Annotated in this window: 16 protein-coding genes; 11 read left to right on the forward strand and 5 right to left on the reverse strand. The window is 33.6% G+C overall.

What is annotated here, in order from left to right:
* Nucleotides 1-22: 22 nt before the first annotated feature.
* Entirely contained in the window at nt 23-1,132 is a 1,110-nt protein-coding gene (locus EV196_RS00315; RefSeq protein ID WP_132213733.1) for an adenylate kinase, read from the reverse strand.
* Between the two features lie 136 nt (nt 1,133-1,268).
* On the opposite strand from EV196_RS00315, the gene EV196_RS00320 reads away from it, so the two are divergent.
* The 5 genes from EV196_RS00320 to EV196_RS00340 all read left to right on the forward strand — a co-directional run bounded on the left by EV196_RS00320 (nt 1,269) and on the right by EV196_RS00340 (nt 6,053).
* Nucleotides 1,269-2,423 carry a 5-(carboxyamino)imidazole ribonucleotide synthase gene (locus EV196_RS00320; protein WP_132213734.1) on the forward strand — a complete coding sequence of 385 codons (1,155 nt, stop codon included), beginning with the start codon at nt 1,269-1,271 and terminating at the stop codon, nt 2,421-2,423.
* 81 nt (nt 2,424-2,504) lie between these two features.
* Entirely contained in the window at nt 2,505-2,987 is a 483-nt protein-coding gene (gene purE / locus EV196_RS00325) for a 5-(carboxyamino)imidazole ribonucleotide mutase (RefSeq protein WP_132213735.1), read from the forward strand.
* Between the two features lie 147 nt (nt 2,988-3,134).
* Nucleotides 3,135-5,180, forward strand: a complete 2,046-nt coding sequence (locus EV196_RS00330; protein WP_132213736.1) for a M3 family metallopeptidase — start codon at nt 3,135-3,137, stop codon at nt 5,178-5,180.
* A gap of 49 nt (nt 5,181-5,229) precedes the next feature.
* Complete coding sequence (locus EV196_RS00335) at nt 5,230-5,784, forward strand: sigma-70 family RNA polymerase sigma factor (RefSeq protein WP_132213737.1); 555 nt, start codon at nt 5,230-5,232, stop codon at nt 5,782-5,784.
* 2 nt (nt 5,785-5,786) lie between these two features.
* Complete coding sequence (locus tag EV196_RS00340) at nt 5,787-6,053, forward strand: hypothetical protein (protein WP_165876070.1); 267 nt, start codon at nt 5,787-5,789, stop codon at nt 6,051-6,053.
* On the opposite strand, the gene EV196_RS00345 is transcribed toward EV196_RS00340, so the two are convergent.
* A complete protein-coding gene (locus tag EV196_RS00345; protein WP_132213739.1) occupies nt 6,046-6,879 on the reverse strand; it encodes a UbiA prenyltransferase family protein in 834 nt (277 codons plus the stop codon). The genes EV196_RS00340 and EV196_RS00345 overlap by 8 nt on opposite strands.
* Before the next feature lie 131 nt (nt 6,880-7,010).
* On the opposite strand from EV196_RS00345, the gene gcvP reads away from it, so the two are divergent.
* The 4 genes from gcvP to EV196_RS00365 all read left to right on the forward strand — a co-directional run bounded on the left by gcvP (nt 7,011) and on the right by EV196_RS00365 (nt 12,548).
* Nucleotides 7,011-9,860 (forward strand): aminomethyl-transferring glycine dehydrogenase, encoded by a 2,850-nt coding sequence (gene gcvP / locus EV196_RS00350; protein ID WP_132213740.1) that lies wholly within the window; start codon nt 7,011-7,013, stop codon nt 9,858-9,860.
* Nucleotides 9,861-9,961: 101 nt separating this feature from the next.
* Nucleotides 9,962-11,020, forward strand: a complete 1,059-nt coding sequence (locus tag EV196_RS00355; protein ID WP_132213742.1) for a 3-oxoacyl-ACP synthase III family protein — start codon at nt 9,962-9,964, stop codon at nt 11,018-11,020.
* A gap of 76 nt (nt 11,021-11,096) precedes the next feature.
* A complete protein-coding gene (locus tag EV196_RS00360) occupies nt 11,097-11,624 on the forward strand; it encodes a methyltransferase domain-containing protein (protein WP_132213744.1) in 528 nt (175 codons plus the stop codon).
* A 75-nt stretch (nt 11,625-11,699) separates the two neighbouring features.
* Nucleotides 11,700-12,548 (forward strand): glycosyltransferase, encoded by an 849-nt coding sequence (locus EV196_RS00365; protein WP_132213746.1) that lies wholly within the window; start codon nt 11,700-11,702, stop codon nt 12,546-12,548.
* Nucleotides 12,549-12,590: 42 nt separating this feature from the next.
* Here EV196_RS00365 and EV196_RS00370 read toward each other — a convergent pair whose 3' ends face one another.
* Nucleotides 12,591-13,415 carry a DNA/RNA non-specific endonuclease gene (locus EV196_RS00370; RefSeq protein WP_243652143.1) on the reverse strand — a complete coding sequence of 275 codons (825 nt, stop codon included), beginning with the start codon at nt 13,413-13,415 and terminating at the stop codon, nt 12,591-12,593.
* The gene (pafA, locus tag EV196_RS00375) at nt 13,402-15,048 is read right to left on the reverse strand and encodes an alkaline phosphatase PafA (RefSeq protein ID WP_132213750.1); all 1,647 of its coding nucleotides are present in this window, start codon (nt 15,046-15,048) and stop codon (nt 13,402-13,404) included. Before pafA ends, EV196_RS00370 begins: the two co-directional genes overlap by 14 nt.
* A 110-nt stretch (nt 15,049-15,158) precedes the next feature.
* Between pafA and EV196_RS00380 the strand changes: the two genes are divergently transcribed.
* Both EV196_RS00380 and EV196_RS00385 read left to right on the forward strand, forming a co-directional pair.
* Nucleotides 15,159-15,896 (forward strand): MlaE family ABC transporter permease, encoded by a 738-nt coding sequence (locus EV196_RS00380; RefSeq protein ID WP_132213752.1) that lies wholly within the window; start codon nt 15,159-15,161, stop codon nt 15,894-15,896.
* Nucleotides 15,896-16,663 (forward strand): ABC transporter ATP-binding protein, encoded by a 768-nt coding sequence (locus EV196_RS00385; RefSeq protein WP_132213754.1) that lies wholly within the window; start codon nt 15,896-15,898, stop codon nt 16,661-16,663. Before EV196_RS00380 ends, EV196_RS00385 begins: the two co-directional genes overlap by 1 nt.
* Here the strand turns inward: EV196_RS00385 and EV196_RS00390 are convergent, their stop codons facing one another.
* Nucleotides 16,664-18,160, reverse strand: a complete 1,497-nt coding sequence (locus EV196_RS00390) for a DUF389 domain-containing protein (protein WP_132213756.1) — start codon at nt 18,158-18,160, stop codon at nt 16,664-16,666.
* Nucleotides 18,161-18,164: the final 4 nt, after the last annotated feature.

The following is an 18,164-nucleotide window of genomic DNA, read 5'->3' on the forward strand; positions in this document are numbered from 1 at the left end:
GTTAAACTATTAAACGCATCAACTATAATTTATCAATCACACTACTTAAACGTACCGTAATATCTTCAACACTACCTACCCCATCAACACCATAATATTTATTTTGTGCTGAATAATAGTCTTTTAAAATAGCTGTTTTGTCGTAATATTCCTTAATACGGTTTCTAATAATCGATTCATCAGCATCATCTGCACGACCACTAGTTTTTCCTCTACCAATTAATCTTTTTACTAAAATTTCATCATCAACTTCTAAAGCAACCATGGCGCTAATTGAAGAGTCTTTACTTTCCAATAAAGCATCTAAAGCTTCTGCTTGCGCATTTGTACGCGGGAAACCATCAAAAATAAAGCCTTTTGCTGTGGCATTTTTTTCAACTTCAGCATTTAACATATCAATAGTTACTTGGTCTGGAACAAGTTCGCCCTTATCCATATAAGATTTAGCCAACATACCTAGCGCGGTTTCGTTTTTAATATTAAATCTAAATACATCACCTGTAGAGATATGCACTAAATTATATTTCGTTTTTAAAAACTCGGCTTGTGTGCCTTTTCCTGCTCCCGGAGGGCCAAATAATACTAAATTTGTCATGAATTTTGTTTCTTTAATTTGATAGACTTCTGGTATATTTCTTCCCAAACCATCGTAGTCTAAGCCATAGCCAACTATAAATTTATTAGGAATTTCTATACCTATATAATGTAGTTTAAAATCTTTTTTATAAGCTTCGGGCTTGTAAAATAAGGTCGCAATTTTTAACGATTTAACTTTTTCATTCTTAAAAATGCGATGCACCTCTGCCAACGTATTTCCGGTATCAATAATGTCTTCTAAAATAACAACCGTTCTACCTGTTAAATCTTGGGTTAGGCCAATTAAACGTTGAATATCTTCAGTAGATTTCACACCCTCATACGATGCCAACTTAATAAAAGTGACCTCGCATGGTTTCGGGTATTTTTTCACAAAATCGCTCACTACCATAAATGAGCCATTTAAAATACCAATAAAAATAGGAATTTCGTCTCCAATGTCGTTAGCAATTTCTGTTGCCAAACGTTCCATCGCTGCATCTATTTCTTGAGCAGAAATAAATGGTTTAAAATATTTATCGTGTAGCTTTATCACCGTTCGTTATTTTTTGAAGGTGCAAAGATAATCAATAGATTGCCTAAATACGATTTTTGGTTTACGAATTCGAGACTATTTTAAGATTTAAGTGTATTTTTGCGTAGCATTTAACAATTTTCTGAATAACAAACACATGAACTACTTTTCTTCAAATTTTAAACTTGGTATTCTTGGTGGCGGTCAATTAGGTAAAATGTTACTTAACGACACCCGAAAATTTGATATTTATACCTGTGTTTTAGACGCAAGTAACGAAGCACCTTGTAAAATTGCCAGTAATGAATTTCATTTGGGTGATTTAATGGATTTTGATGCGGTTTATAACTTCGGAAATCAAGTAGATGTACTTACAATTGAAATTGAAAACGTAAATGTTGATGCTTTAGAAGCCCTTGAAAAAGAAGGTAAAAAAGTGTATCCATCATCAAAAACATTAAGAACCATTCAAAATAAAGCAGCACAAAAATTATTTTATATTGATAATAATTTACCAACCGCTCCTTTTTCGCGTTTCGCCTATCTTTCTGAAATTGAGGATACTATAAATAATGGCGGTTTAAAATTCCCATTTGTTTGGAAAGCGGCGCAATTTGGTTATGATGGTAATGGCGTAAAAGTAGTGAGACAATTTTCAGATTTAGAGGGTTTACCAACAGGCGAATGTATTGCTGAAAACTTAGTGCCATTTAAAAACGAATTAGCGGTTATTGTAGCTAGAAATGCTTTAGGCGAAACCAAAACGTTTCCAGTTGTTGAAATGGAGTTTCACCCAGAAGCTAACCAAGTGGAGTATGTTATTTGCCCTGCAAGAATTCCGGAGGCTGTTGCCAAAAAAGCTGTTGAAATTGCTTTAAAAACATCAAAAGCATTCAACCATGTTGGCTTGTTAGCTGTTGAAATGTTTCAAACACAAAACGACGAAATTTTAATAAACGAAGTAGCACCAAGACCACACAATTCTGGACATCAAACTATTGAAGCAAGCTATACATCGCAATTCGAACAACATTTACGTGCTATTTTAAATTTACCTTTAGGCAGAACGGACAGTAAAGTTAGTGGTGTGATGGTAAATTTAGTGGGTGCTGAAGGTTTTTCTGGAAATGTGATTTATGAAAACATTGAAGCTATAATGAAACTTGATGGTGTAACGCCGCATATTTATGGCAAAAAACAAACAAGGCCATTTAGAAAAATGGGACATGTAACTATTGTGAACGAAGATTTAAACGAAGCACGACGCATTGCCGAAGAAGTTAAAAAAACTATTAAAGTTATAAGTGAGTAAATCACAAAAAACAAATTTCAAATTCCAATTATTTCTGATTAATTAGAGATTTGGAATTTGGAATTTAAAATTTGGAATTTTATGAATAAAGTAGGAATCATCATGGGTAGTAAAAGCGATTTGCCAGTAATGCAAGACGCTATTGATATTTTAAAAGATTTTAATATTGAAGTTGAAGTTGATATTGTTTCGGCACACCGTACACCAGAAAAACTATTCGATTACGGCAAAAACGCCCACACAAAAGGTTTTACTGTTATTATTGCTGGTGCTGGTGGTGCAGCACATTTACCAGGTATGATTGCTTCTTTATCGCCACTTCCAGTAATTGGTGTCCCTGTAAAAAGCAGTAATTCTATTGATGGTTGGGATTCTGTTTTATCCATTCTACAAATGCCAGGAGGCGTACCCGTAGCTACTGTAGCGCTAAATGGTGCAAAAAATGCTGGAATTCTAGCAGCTCAAATTATAGGCTCTAACAATCCATCAGTTTTAGAAAAAATAATTGACTATAAAGAATCTTTAAAACAAAAGGTTTACGAATCGGCTAAAGATTTAAAATAAAAAACCTCGAGGGGAATATCCCGAGGTTTTCAAGCTATTAAGAATAATTTTATGAGTTAGTCACTCTTCAAATTGTTGCAGCAAAAATATAAAAATTTTTATTATGTATGCATAATAAATAATTTATTTTAACTTACTTATTTAAAAATGACACCAAACATCCTATTAAAATCCTTTGAAACCCCTTATAATACTGCTCCTTTTTCTAAAATCAAAAATGATGATTTTCTTCCTGCATTTAAACAATGTATTGAAGATGCTAAAGCAGAAATTGACGCTATTGCAAACAATAAAGAAGCTCCAACCTTTAACAATACCATTGTAGCATTAGATTTTTCTGGCGAACAATTAGATAGAGTTTCGAGCATCTTTTTTAATTTGAATTCTGCCGAAACTAACGACGCCATTCAAAAAATTGCTCAAGAAGTATCTCCTTTATTATCAGAATTCAGCAACGATATTACTTTAAATGAAACACTTTTTAAACGTATAAAATCGGTTTATGATGCTAAAAACACTCTAAACCTTACTACCGAAGAGCAAACACTTCTAGATAAAAAATACAAGAGTTTTTCAAGAAATGGTGCAAATTTAACAGATGATAAAAAAGCCAAACTTCGTGAAATAGATAAAGAATTAAGCAAATTGAAATTAAAATTTGGCGAAAACGTATTAGCCGAAACCAACAAATTCGAAATGCTAATTACCGATGAAAAAGAACTTTCTGGACTACCCGAAGGCACTATGGAAGCCGCAAAACAATTAGCCGAAAGCAAAGAAAAGGAAGGTTGGTTATTCACTTTAGATTACCCAAGTTATATTCCATTTGTTACCTATGCAGATAACAGAGAACTGCGAAAAAAAATAACTTTAGCCGCAGGAAGTAAAGGCTTTAATAACGATGCTTTAGATAATCAAGATATTGTTCTGAAAATTGCAACATTAAGACATGAACGTGCTAATTTATTAGGCTACAAAACCCATGCACATTTTGTTTTAGAAGAACGTATGGCAAAAACACCTGAAAAAGTTTTAGCGTTTTCAAATGAATTATTAGAAAAAGCAAAGCCTGCTGCCGATAAAGAATTTCAAAATCTTCAAAGTTTTGCTAAAGAATTAGATGGTATCGAGCAACTTGAAAAATGGGATGGCTCCTATTATTCTGAAAAATTAAAACAAAAACTATTCAGTTTGGATGATGAACTATTAAAACCATATTTCAAACTAGAAAATGTCATCAATGGCGCTTTTACTATTGCTAATAAATTATTTGACTTAAATTTTGAGGAAATTAAAGACATCGACACCTACCACCAAGATGTTTTAACCTATAAAGTAACCAACAATAGTGGTGATTTAGTTTCTATTTTCTATGCGGATTTCTTCCCAAGGTCAGGGAAACGAAATGGAGCGTGGATGACATCATACAAACCACAATCAATAAAAAATGGCATAAATGACAGACCTCATATATCCATAGTTTGCAACTTTACCAAACCAACAAAAAGCAAACCTTCATTATTAACTTTTAACGAAGTTACTACGCTATTTCACGAGTTTGGGCATGCTTTACATGGTATGTTAGCCAACACCACCTACCCAAGTTTATCTGGCACTTCGGTATTTTGGGACTTTGTAGAATTACCAAGTCAGGTGATGGAAAACTGGTGTTATGAAAAAGAATCATTGGAATTATTCGCTAAACATTATGAAACGGGAGAAGTAATACCAATGGATTTGGTTGAAAAAATTAAAGAATCTGCCACATTTCACCAAGGTATGCAAACCTTACGCCAAATTAGTTTTGGTTTGTTGGATATGAGTTGGCATGCTAACGAATCGCCAGAGTCTATTAAAAACGTAAAAACACATGAAGTTGAAGCGTTTAAAAACACAACACTATATCCTGAAGTTACCGAAAATTGTATGAGCACCTCATTTTCTCATATTTTTCAAGGTGGGTATTCATCTGGGTATTACAGTTATAAATGGGCTGAAGTTTTAGATGCCGATGCCTTTGAATACTTTAAAGAAACTGGGATTTTCAATAAAGAAACCGCTACTAAATTTAAGGCCAACGTGCTTTCTCAAGGTGGAACCGAAGACCCCATGACACTTTATAAACGCTTTCGCGGAAAAGAACCACAACCAGAGGCTTTGTTGAGACGTGCGGGCTTGATAGAGAAATACTAAAAAAATCATTTTTTTACCCTATTTTTGAAAAAAAGAAAATTGCTTAACCATGTCTAACCACCAAATTAATCCAAATAAGTGGATCGATTTATATTCCGATTACCTATTCAACTACACCATTTCGCGTGTAAGTGATCGAGAAATGGCGCAAGACTTGGTACAAGATACTTTTTTGGCAGCTTTAAAATCGATGAAAAATTTTAAAGGTGAAGCCAGCGAACGCACCTGGCTCATTTCTATTTTAAAACGAAAAGTTATTGACCACTACCGTAAAATAAACTCTAAAAAAGGAAAGGCCGAAATAAGAATTACCTATAATGACGATTCTGAATCTGAAGGAGATTGGTTGGAAGAACGCGTTGCAGACCCGTTTGATAAAACAGCCGAAGATACTATGGAAAATGAAGAACTTGGTGAAGCCATTTTTAATTGTTTAGCCAAACTACCTGAAAAACAAGCAGATGTTTTTAGAATGAAAACTATTGAAGGACTTGAAACTGAAGTTATTTGTAATGAACTAAATATTACAGCGTCTAACCTTTGGGTAATTATTCATAGAGCACGCCATGCTATGGCAGATTGCTTAAAAGAAAATTGGTTTTAATTATGAGCAATAGAATTAAACTTATCTTTAAATGTGACGAAGCAAACCATGTGTGCGATAAAGCACAATATAAAAATGCTTCGTTATGGGAAAAAATAACACTCCATATTCATTTAATTTATTGTAATGCTTGCAGAAAGTACACTAAAGACAATGTAAAACTTACTTCAACTATAAAAAAATCTAATATTAAGTGTTTGGACCATAAATGCAAAGAGAACATGAAAAAGGAATTGAACAAAGCCATTAAAGAAACCTCCATTAATTGATTAAAAGCCAAAATAATAACCACACAACAGGCAAACTTTCTACCCAAAAAGAACTATAATATTTCCCTTGTTCTTTTTTTGAAAATATAACAAAGAGACTTGTTACAAAACAAATGAGCGCAGTAACAACTATATTTCTATAAGCAACTTCATCCTTAAAAAATTCTGAAACAAAAAACAAGAACAATAAAATTACTCCCATAATTTTAGTCTGTTTCACTCCTATTTTCTGCGGAATGGTAGCCAATTTCAAACTATCATATATTAAATCTCTAATTTCAAAAGGCAACATTAAAACGATGACAAAAATAAATCGTTGTATTCCAGTTATAATAATATCTACATTTATTGGATAATCGCTATTTATAATAGGCAAAAATACCGTAACTCCCGCCCATACCAAAGCTATAAGGTACACTTTTATGCCTCCAACATTCCTTAAATTCTGCTTACCATCTAAATACAAATACTTAGGCAAAAAAGGTATGGCGTAAAAAAAGGTAACTACCCCAAACCCCACTATAAAATATAAGGTCTCTACTTGTAGCTTAAACACATAATAAAACATCAATAAAAAACAAAAAAAAGAAAACACTTGAATGGTTTTTAGCCAACTTGCTAAGCGCCGATGATGAAATTTTACTATACCAAAATACTTCACAAAATTATAACCAGAAATAGAGGCGAAAAATATAAAAAACAACAAATCCCTATCAAACAAAACATCATATTCCAAAAGCGTAATCCATGTTAATGAAACCACCGATAAAGCCACATGAATACTACTGTTTATGTAAAAATTTAAAAGTTGTTTCAGTATCTGCATCTTACAAAAATAGACAATACCTTTCGCACAGTGTTAATAACGCCTCCAAATGGTTAAAAACTTTCCATTTTATGCAATTAAACACGCAATTTATTGTTTATTTTTGCGAATTATTAAACAATTTCCACTTAATGAATACAAACGCTTTTGCATTGCGTCATATAGGACCTAGAGAAGACGACCAAAAACTTATGTTAAATACTATTGGTGTCGATTCTTTAGACCAGTTAATTTACGAAACCATTCCAGATGATATCCGTTTAAAAAAAGGTTTAAATTTAGATGAACCCATGACGGAATATGAGTATTTACTTCATATCCATGAAGTATCTAAACTTAACAAAGCGTATAAAACCTATATAGGTTTAGGGTATCACCCTACCGTTTTGCCTGCTGTTATTCAGCGAAATATTCTCGAAAACCCAGGTTGGTACACCGCTTACACACCATACCAGGCAGAAATTGCTCAAGGCCGTTTGGAAGCACTTCTTAATTACCAAACCATGGTGATGGATTTAACAGGCATGGAAATTGCAAACGCATCACTTCTTGATGAAAGTACAGCGGCTGCCGAAGCGATGAGTTTATTGTTTTCGATAAGAGAGCGCGACCAAAAGAAAAATAACGTTAATAAGTTTTTTGTTTCTGAAAATATATTGCCTCAAACCTTATCATTACTTCAAACCAGATCGACACCAATTGGTATTGAATTGGTTGTTGGTAAGGAAGAAAATTTCTCATTTTCTTCTGATTTTTTTGGAGCTATTTTACAATATCCAGGAAAAGATGGGCAAGTAACCGACATTAAATCATTTATCAACAAAGCGAATAACGCTCAAATAAAAGTGGCCGTAGCTGCCGATATTTTAAGTTTAATTAAATTAGAAGCTCCGGGTAAATTTGGTGCCGATGTAGTAATAGGAACGACCCAACGCTTTGGAATCCCGATGGGTTATGGAGGTCCACATGCCGCATATTTTGCAACTAAAGAAGCTTACAAGCGTGATATTCCGGGACGCATTATTGGCGTTACCAAGGACAAAGATGGAAAAAGAGCTTTGCGTATGGCATTGCAAACGCGTGAGCAGCATATAAAACGTGATAAAGCCACTTCAAACATCTGTACTGCTCAGGTTTTATTGGCGGTTATGGCTAGTATGTATGCCGTTTATCATGGTCCGAAAGGCTTAAAATTTATAGCTAACAAAGTACACAATACGGCTTCAACGTTGGCAACTGTTTTAAAATCTTTAGGGTACAATCAAACGAATACTGAATTTTTTGATACACTTCAAATTAAAACCGATTCGAAAAAAATAAAACAAATTGCGAAAGCAAAAAAGGTAAATTTATTTTATCCAGACAAAGAAACGGTGACTATTTCTATAAATGAAACTACTTCCGTTAGAGATTTAAACTATTTAATTTCTGTTTTTTCTGAAGCTGCAGAAAAAGAAACCATCATAATCAATGCTATTTCTGAAGGCAACAATATTTCAGAAAACTTAAAAAGACAATCTGATTTTTTAACGTTGGATGTATTTAATACCTACCATTCTGAAACTGAATTGATGCGCTACATTAAATCGTTGGAACGTAAAGATTTATCTTTAAACCAATCCATGATTTCTTTAGGATCGTGCACCATGAAATTGAATGCCGCTTCCGAAATGTTACCATTAAGTATTTTTAAATGGGCAAATATCCATCCGTTTGTTCCTAAAAAACAAGCTCAGGGCTACTTAACCATTCTAAAAGAATTAGAAGATCAATTAACCGAAATCACAGGTTTTGCAGCAACATCTTTACAACCAAATTCTGGAGCACAAGGCGAATATGCCGGTTTAATGGTAATAAAAGCATACCATGAATCTCGTAATGAAGGACATCGAAATATTTGCTTAATTCCCTCATCGGCGCACGGAACCAATCCTGCAAGTGCTGTTATGGCAGGTATGAAAGTAATTGTGACAAAATCTACCGCAGAAGGCAATATTGATGTAGACGATTTACGCGAAAAAGCCATTTTACACAAAGATAATTTATCATGTTTAATGGTTACTTACCCATCAACGCACGGTGTTTATGAATCGGCTATTAAAGAAATTACTAAAATTATTCATGATAATGGTGGACAAGTTTACATGGACGGTGCCAACATGAATGCCCAAGTTGGTTTAACAAATCCGGGGAATATTGGTGCCGATGTGTGCCATTTAAACTTACACAAAACATTTGCTATTCCTCATGGTGGTGGTGGTCCTGGTGTTGGGCCTATTTGTGTTGCAAAACAACTCGTACCATTTTTACCTGGAAATCCTATTGTAAAGGTTGGTGGAAAAAAAGCTATTACCGCTATTTCTGCAGCACCTTATGGATCTGCATTAGCTTGCTTAATTTCGTATGGATATATTAAAATGCTTGGTGCAGAAGGACTTACAGAATCCACTAAAATGGCTATTCTGAATGCCAATTATATTAAGCACCGCTTACAAGGAAGTTTTGATACTTTATATTCTGGTGAACGTGGTAGAGCCGCCCATGAAATGATTGTAGATTGCAGACCTTTTAAAGCCAATGGCATTGAAGTTACAGACATTGCAAAACGTTTAATGGATTATGGTTTTCATGCACCAACAGTATCTTTCCCAGTAGCTGGAACTTTGATGATTGAACCAACCGAAAGCGAAAGTAAAGCTGAAATTGACCGTTTTTGTGATGCTATGATATCAATTAAAAAAGAAATTGATAGCGCTTCAAAAGACGATGACAATAATGTTTTAAAAAATGCACCACATACTTTAGAGATGATAACAGCCAATGAATGGTATTTTCCATACACTCGCGAAGACGCTGCATTTCCACTTGACTATGTGCGAGATAATAAATTCTGGCCAAGTGTAAGACGTGTAGATGATGCTTACGGAGACCGAAACTTAATCTGTTCTTGTGCACCTATTGAAGCCTATGCAGAGGCTTAAATAGAGCGTTGAACATCGTAAATTAATTAAAAAAAAGAATTTGCCTTTTAATATAAACCCGTACTTTTACGCGCAATTAAAAAAGGCAAATTTTTCTTTTTATGAATATTAAAATTACAGGTACAGGGAGTTATATTCCTGATACTATTGAAAAAAACGACGCTTTCCTAGAACATACATTTTTAAATAACGATGGTTCAGTAATTAACTCACCTAACGATGTTATTATTGAAAAATTTCAAGCCATTACAGGCATTGCAGAAAGACGTTATGCAGAAAACCACTTAAATTCTTCCGATTTAGGTTTTTTCGCAGCAGAAAAAGCCATAGCTGATGCTAAAATAGATCCAGAAACTCTTGATTATATTATTGTAGCTCATAATTTTGGAGATATTAGACATAACACCGTCCAAAGTGATATGCTTCCTGGGTTAGCGGCTAGAATAAAACATAATTTACGTATTAAAAACCCTAAATGTGTCGCTTTCGATATTCTTTTTGGTTGTCCTGGTTGGATACAAGCCGTTATTCAAGCGAAAGCTTTTATACAAGCAGGCATGGCAAAACGTTGTTTAGTAATTGGTACTGAAACTCTTTCTAGAATAGTTGATAAACACGATAGAGATGCCATGATTTTTTCAGATGGTGCAGGTGCTACTGTAATTGAAGCAACCGAAGAAGAAGGTGGTATTTTATCAGAGGAAACAGCTAGCTTTACTTATGATGAGGCCTATTATTTACATTTTGGAAACTCAAACAATCCAGAAATTAGTAAAGACTTACGCTACATCAAAATGGAAGGTCGTAAAATATATGAGTTTGGCTTAATTCATGTACCACAAGCTATAAAAACATGTTTAGATAATAGTGGTTATGGCATTAAGGATGTTAAAAAGATTTTTATACATCAAGCCAACGAAAAGATGGACGAAGCTATTTTAAAACGCTTGTATAGACTTTACAAAACCGATATTCCAGAAAACATAATGCCTATGAGTATTAGAGAACTTGGCAATAGTTCGGTTGCAACCGTACCTACTCTTTTTGATTTGGTAAGAAACAACAAAATAGAAAACCATAGCCTTAACAAAGGAGACATTATTATATTTGCGAGTGTTGGTGCTGGTATGCACATTAATGCCATTGCTTATAAATATTGAAAATAGGTGTTTTGTTATTGAGTTACTAAGGCATTCTTACCAAATAACTCAATAACAAACAACTTAAAACCAACCTATGTACGAAAACACTTTTCCGAATAAACGTTTTAAACATACTATCCAATTTTTAGAAAAACATGTTCCCAATAATGAAACTATTTTAGATTTGGGCGTTGTAAATCCGTTTTCTGAAATTATGAAAAAACATGGGTACCAAGTTGAAAATACATCAGGTGAAGATTTAGACATTGATACATCAAACATTGAAAAATCTAAGGCATCAGTAGTTACAGCTTTTGAAATTTTCGAACATTTGTTATCGCCTTTCACCGTTCTTCAATCTATAAAAGCAGACAAATTAGTAGCCAGTGTACCATTAAAATTATGGTTTTCTTCAGCCTATAGAAGTAAAACCGATATGCTAGACAGACATTACCATGAATTTGAAGATTGGCAATTCGATTGGTTATTGGAAAAAGCAGGCTGGAAAATCATAAACCGCCAAAAATGGACAAACCCAACCAAAAAATTAGGTATTCGCCCAATTCTACGTTGGTTTACCCCACGATACTACATTGTTTTTGCTGAAAGAATAGTTAAATAAAAACATATAAATTTCAACCTAAAAAAGATTTCAAATATAATTGGGATTTGACATTTAAATATTGAAATTTACAGAATGAACTTTTACATCATCATTCCTGCGCATAACGAATCTAGTTCGATTGGTTTAACTTTAGATTCATTAGTTAATCAAACGCTTCAACCAAAACGTGTTGTGGTTGTTAATGATAATTCAACTGATGATACACAACATATTGTTGAAGCTTACACTAAAATACATCCTTTCATTTCTCTTATAAACTCAAAATCTTCCAACGAACATTTACCCGGTTCAAAAATTATTAATGCATTTTATAAAGGTTATGAAACTTTAAATGAAGACTATGATCTGCTCTGTAAATTTGATGCCGATTTAATTTTTCCATCCAATTATTTGGAACAATTAGCTCTTCATTTTAATAAAAATGAAAAACTAGGAATGGCTTCTGGATTCTGTTATATTGAAAAAAATGGTGATTGGATTTTAGAGAACTTAACCCGTAAAGACCACATTCGTGGTGCTTTAAAAGCTTATAGAAAAAACTGCTTTTTACAAATAGGAAAACTTAAACCTTCAATGGGTTGGGACACCGTTGATGAATTGCTTGCTAAATTTTACGGTTGGGATATTTTAACCGATGAATCTTTGCATGTAAAACATTTAAAACCTACGGGCATTAGCTACAACAAAGCTTCAAAATATTTACAAGGCGAAGCCATGTACAAAATGCGTTATGGTTTTGTGATTACATGTATTTCCGCATTGAAATTGGCTTACAAAAAAAGAAGCATTAAGTTGTTTAAAGATTATTTAATAGGATATTTTAAGGCTAAAAACAATAAAATTGATTTTTTAGTTTCTGAAGAAGAAGGAAAATTTATTAGAAATTTACGCTGGAATGGGATGTTGGGTAAGTTTAAATAACGATGCTTCGACTGCGCTCAGCATGACAAACAATTACCAAAACTATTTAAAACTCCAATCTTTATAACTACTTGAAGCTTCTAGTTTATTTTCTAAGGCATCTTCTAATTCTGGAAAGAAATCGATTCCTGTTAAAGCTTCAATAGAATCTACCGAAACCACAAAATCATACAGTGGTTTATTAGAATTTTCATGTGGCATTAAAAATGCAATCATTTTAACGTGGCCAGAATTTGTATCAATCAGCACTTTATAAAACTGATTTGGCACTGCTACTTTTTCTGTTCCAATAGTTTTCATATTACCGCTCAAAACACCACCTGTAACTACAAAAACGCCATCGTATTTACTTGCCCAATAACGCACTTTCTGTTCTAATGTGTTCCAAATTCCAGAATTGAACGCATGTTCTTGCGGAGAAATATTACTGGTTAAAAAGGTTTCATCGTAGGCAAATTGACTGTAACTTCTATCGCCCGCAGGACATAAATGTCCACGGTCGTAACCCGAGTTTTTATAATTCCTCCAACTTGCAGCACCCGTTTTTACAGCATTATCAATTTCAAAATAAGGGCGCTTAAAATTAGTGTTTGTTAAGTGCGATTTCTTTAATTCATAAGCAACCCATTCCGCTTGCTCATGAGGTTCGCTATACGATAACGAATATCCTTCATGGTGCACAATTTGCCCTGTGGTACTTGTTGGCAAAAAATATTCATTGGTATAAGTCTTTACTTCTTTACCTGCATCAACAATTTCAGCCTTTTCCTCAGTCTTTAAAAAGTGTTCATAACCATAAACGCCTAAAACAAGTATTATAGCTACTAATGTGTATTTTGTTTTATGGCTCAAACTATTCCAAAACAAATTCTAAAGGTTGACCAATAGCGCCGTTTGGAAAACTAGTACCTAAAAGTGCAGACATGGTTGGAGCAATATCCGTTATACTTGTTTTTTGAAACGTTTGCCCGTGTTTAATACCTTTACCAAATAGTAAAAGAGGTACATGGGTATCGTAATTTAAACCTGAACCGTGTGTGGAACCTGTTTTACTATAAGAAATATAAGCAGGATCGTAAACAAAAATAACATCGCCAGAACGTTTTTGGTTATAGCCTTTTTGTAATAAAGTCTCAATTCCTTCGGTAAATTCCGTAGTACTCAAAGTTTTAGCCGTATAAGCTTTATCAATGTTAGGGTAATTTATTATTTCGTTTACTATCGCTTCTTGTACATCGTCTAAATCTAAATTCAGTTCTTTTACTTTAGCTCTATTTAAAAAAACTTGATTATTACTTACGTTTTCAATAATATCAGCCGTTCCAAATGTAGTCGTCACAAACTCTGTAAACATGGCTTTTTGTGCGTTAGAATCGATGTAACCTGCTGGGATTTTAACCGTTTGCAAATAGGATGGCACATCTACAGCCGCATGGTCTGCAGTTAAAAATACGGTATAATTTCCTTTACCAACTTTAGCATCTAAAGCTTTAAAGAAACGTTCTAAATCTTTATCCAGACGGATGTATGTATCTTCAATTTCTTTTGAATTCACCCCGAAGTTATGCCCCACGTAATCGGTGCTAGAAAAACTTACTGCTAAGACATCAGTCATATTATCTTGTCCTAATTGCTCTCCAGTTAGGGCTGCAATAGCAAAATCTGCTACAATACTATTGCCATAGGCTGTTGCTTTTAAAATATCAAAGCCACCTGTTTGGGTTTTCAATGCATTTAAATCATACGGAAATGTAGCCGTTTCTTTTCCTGTAAATCCACCTTCAAAATTGTTTAAATCACTGCCGCTTTCTGTATAGGTTTCTATAGGATATAAAGTATTCCAAGGTTTTAAATAAGATTCTGCAACACCAGATGCATTAAAATCGTTCACCCATTTAGGCAAACTATGCATGTAAAATGTACTGGTTATAAAATAACCTTTATCTTTACCGTAAAACCAATACGCCGCATTCGCTGTATGGCCCGCAGGTAAAATAGCACCTCTGTCTTTTACTGAAATCCCTATGGTTTTTCCGCGCATTTGTGTAAACAACCTGTTTTCATCTGCAAAAGTTGTAGTTTTCATTCTATGAGGAGACATTTGACCATCCTCTGTCTCTGCACCAACCGATTGCATACTATCATCACCTGCACAGTAAACCATTTTTTTAATTTCTTTATCATACCAATCATTTGCGATAATACCATGATATTTAGGTGTTGTTCCCGTGTAAACCGACGCATGACCTGGCCCCGTATATGTAGGGACATAGTTAAAATGATTATTTTTACAATTAAAACCCTCATTCATCATCCGTTTAAAACCGCCTTCACCATATTTATTATAAAAACGCGTTAAATAATCATAACGCATTTGATCGACCACTATGCCTACTACCAACTTAGGATTGCTATTATTTTGCTTTAAAGCCCCTTTGTTTTGGGCTTTACAAGAAAATGCGAATGCAAGTGCAACTAATATGTAAACAAAATTTTTCATGATAACTATTAATTTAATAATTCAAAAATACAGCTTTTAAAATATCTTTAATTTAAAATTAAAGTTAAATCCCAGTAACTTTTTTTACTTTAGCATTATTAAAATTGATTATGACCTATCTACATAATATTGGTGCTTATTTTTTAATGATTGCTGAAATGTTTCGCAAGCCAACTAAATGGTCTGTGATGAAAAATTTGATATTTAAAGATATTGATGATCTAGTAATTGGCTCTTTAGGCATCATCGCTTTTATATCATTTTTTGTTGGAGGTGTTATCACAATTCAAACCGCTTTAAACATAACCAATCCACTTATCCCAAAATATTTAGTTGGTTTTGCCACTAGGCAATCGGTTATTTTAGAATTTGCCCCAACGTTTACTTCCGTTATCATGGCAGGAAAAGTAGGTTCGTTTATCACCTCAAGTATTGGCACCATGCGTGTTACCGAACAAATTGACGCATTGGAAGTTATGGGAATTAACTCCTTAAACTATTTAGTTTTCCCTAAAGCAGTTGCATTAATGTTATATCCATTTGCTATTGCAATTGGCATGTTTTTAGGTATCCTTGGTGGTATGGCAGCTTGCGTTTATGGTGGTTTTAGTTCACTTGAAGATTATATCTTTGGCATTCAAACAGATTTTATCCCATTTCATGTTATTTACGCCTTCATAAAAACCTTTGTTTTTGCTTTTGTATTAGCAACCATACCTGCATATCATGGTTACTATATGAAAGGTGGCGCCTTAGAAGTTGGTAAAGCCAGTACCACAGCGTTTGTTTGGACCAGTGTTGTTGTAATTCTTTTAAATTATTTCCTAACCCAAATGCTTTTAAGTTAATGATAGAGGTTAAAGATTTACATAAGTCATTTGGCGATGTTGAAGTTTTAAAAGGCATTAGCACCACCTTCGAAAAAGGAAAAACCAATTTAATTATTGGGCAAAGTGGCTCTGGGAAAACCGTATTTTTAAAATGCTTGTTAGGGCTTTTTAATTTTGAACAAGGCTGTATTGCCTATGATGGTAAAATATTTTCTGAATTATCAGAAGATGAAAAACGAGATTTACGAGGTGATATAGGCATGGTTTTTCAAGGAAGTGCTTTGTTTGATTCGATGACGATTGCCGAAAACGTTATGTTCCCACTACGTATGTTTACAAAACAAAGTAAAAGTGAAATGCAAGACCGTGTAGACTTTGTTTTGAACCGAGTAAACCTATCTGACGCTCATAACAAGAAACCAAGTGAAGCATCTGGAGGCATGCAAAAACGTGTTGCTATTGCCAGGGCTATTGTAAACAAACCAAAATATTTGTTTTGCGATGAACCAAACTCTGGACTAGACCCAAAAACATCCATCGTTATTGATAACCTAATTAAAGAAATAACCGAAGAATACGATATTACTACGGTAATAAACTCGCACGACATGAATTCGGTGATGCAAATTGGTGAAAAAATTGTGTTCTTAAAAAATGGATTAAAAGAATGGGAAGGCTCCAATAAAACCATTTTTAAAACTGATAATACCGCTGTAACAGACTTTGTTTATTCATCTGAATTGATGAAAAAAGTACGGCAAATGTATATTGAAGAAAGGCAGTAATTACTTTTCTCGCTTAACTAATAAACTATCCAAACTAAAGCGCTGTTTTAACCAACGTCCTAATTTATCTTGTTGTTTTAAAATATCAGCTTCCTTAACAGAACCGTCCTTCCATTTTACAGTAAAAACCGAAAGTGTATCTGTTTTAGAAAAGTTTGACGTTATTACTGTAGAATATGATAATCTAGAGACATCTTCATAATTAATTTTTACTTCCTTCGTTAACTCGTCAAAAGGAATTTGTTGCGCTTCCAACTTCTCTAAATTTTTCAATTTTCCTTCAAGAAATACAATTTTTTGTGATTGAGAAAGTATATCTATAGAATCTCGATATCTAATTTGCTCCATATATTTCAAATTATCTAGATTCTTACTTCGGTTTTGGTGCAATATCAAGTTAACATTCTTTAATGCATCATAGTTTTTTAACCTATGTTTAAGTAATGCTGCTGTACTTTCAGGAATTTCATCCAACCCAAATGTATTAAGTTCTATTGAGGACAATACTTCATCATCAGCAGAATATTTAAAAGATGAATTTTTAATAATATAATCAGCATGTGGCAATCCACTCAACTCTCTTTTAATAAAATTTGTAGCATCTTTTTCAAACTTACTTTCGGCCAAAACATTAACAAATGTCCACATAGCAGGTATCATAACAATGATTGCTAAAAACATAGCTATTCTACTTATTCGTCTTCTTTTTTCCGAATTAGCATACTTTAGCATGGGAAATTTTAAAAGCCTAACTACTATAAACGTAGCTAATGCAATGAAAATAGTATTAATGGTAAACAAATACATGGCGCCCAAAGCAAACCTCATACCTTTAGCAAAATCATAATCTATAGCAACTGAAAGTCCGTAACCCACAGTACATAATGGTGGCATTAATGCTGTAGCAATTGCAACACCAAAAATAACTGAGGCAATAGTACCTCTTTTTGTACGGGCAATTATTAAGGCTAAACCACCAAAAAAAGCAATCAATACATCGCGAATATCTGGTTGAGTTCTGGCTAATAATTCGGAAGATTCTTCACTTAAGGGGAACAGCCAAAAAAACAGAAATGCGGTTAATACACTTAAAAAAATCATAACGCCAAAATTGACTAATGATTTTCTTAAAGTATCAATATCATTAATGGATACCGATAACCCTATACCTAAAATAGGCCCCATTAACGGAGAAATTAACATGGCACCAATAACCACCGCTGTTGAGTTGGCATTTAAACCAATGGATGCTACAAAAATAGAACAAACTAAAATCCAAGCTGTTGCGCCTTTAAACGGAATATCACCTTTTATTGCTTGTATTGTAGCATCACGGTCTGTGTCTTCACGAAAATCTAATAAATCTTTAAAAAAACGTTTGATACTCGCCAACAATCCAATAATATCTTGATGTACCGCTTTTTTACTCTCATCAACAGCCTTATCATTATTAGGTTTGCTTTCTTCTGCAGATAAATTAGACTTGTTTTCTTCCATTATT

Source organism: Mariniflexile fucanivorans, from assembly GCF_004341235.1.
Lineage (GTDB): Bacteria > Bacteroidota > Bacteroidia > Flavobacteriales > Flavobacteriaceae > Mariniflexile > Mariniflexile fucanivorans.

Bases quoted from the DNA above. Each gene is read 5' to 3' on its own strand.
- EV196_RS00320 (WP_132213734.1), top strand. From the start codon at position 1,269: ATGAACTACTTTTCTTCAAATTTTAAACTTGGTATTCTTGGTGGCGGT.
- purE (WP_132213735.1), top strand. From the start codon at position 2,505: ATGAATAAAGTAGGAATCATCATGGGTAGTAAAAGCGATTTGCCAGTA.
- EV196_RS00330 (WP_132213736.1), top strand. From the start codon at position 3,135: ATGACACCAAACATCCTATTAAAATCCTTTGAAACCCCTTATAATACT.
- EV196_RS00335 (WP_132213737.1), top strand. From the start codon at position 5,230: ATGTCTAACCACCAAATTAATCCAAATAAGTGGATCGATTTATATTCC.
- EV196_RS00340 (WP_165876070.1), top strand. From the start codon at position 5,787: ATGAGCAATAGAATTAAACTTATCTTTAAATGTGACGAAGCAAACCAT.
- EV196_RS00345 (WP_132213739.1), bottom strand. From the start codon at position 6,879: ATGCAGATACTGAAACAACTTTTAAATTTTTACATAAACAGTAGTATT.
- gcvP (WP_132213740.1), top strand. From the start codon at position 7,011: ATGAATACAAACGCTTTTGCATTGCGTCATATAGGACCTAGAGAAGAC.
- EV196_RS00355 (WP_132213742.1), top strand. From the start codon at position 9,962: ATGAATATTAAAATTACAGGTACAGGGAGTTATATTCCTGATACTATT.
- EV196_RS00360 (WP_132213744.1), top strand. From the start codon at position 11,097: ATGTACGAAAACACTTTTCCGAATAAACGTTTTAAACATACTATCCAA.
- EV196_RS00365 (WP_132213746.1), top strand. From the start codon at position 11,700: ATGAACTTTTACATCATCATTCCTGCGCATAACGAATCTAGTTCGATT.
- pafA (WP_132213750.1), bottom strand. From the start codon at position 15,048: ATGAAAAATTTTGTTTACATATTAGTTGCACTTGCATTCGCATTTTCT.
- EV196_RS00380 (WP_132213752.1), top strand. From the start codon at position 15,159: ATGACCTATCTACATAATATTGGTGCTTATTTTTTAATGATTGCTGAA.
- EV196_RS00385 (WP_132213754.1), top strand. From the start codon at position 15,896: ATGATAGAGGTTAAAGATTTACATAAGTCATTTGGCGATGTTGAAGTT.
- EV196_RS00390 (WP_132213756.1), bottom strand. From the start codon at position 18,160: ATGGAAGAAAACAAGTCTAATTTATCTGCAGAAGAAAGCAAACCTAAT.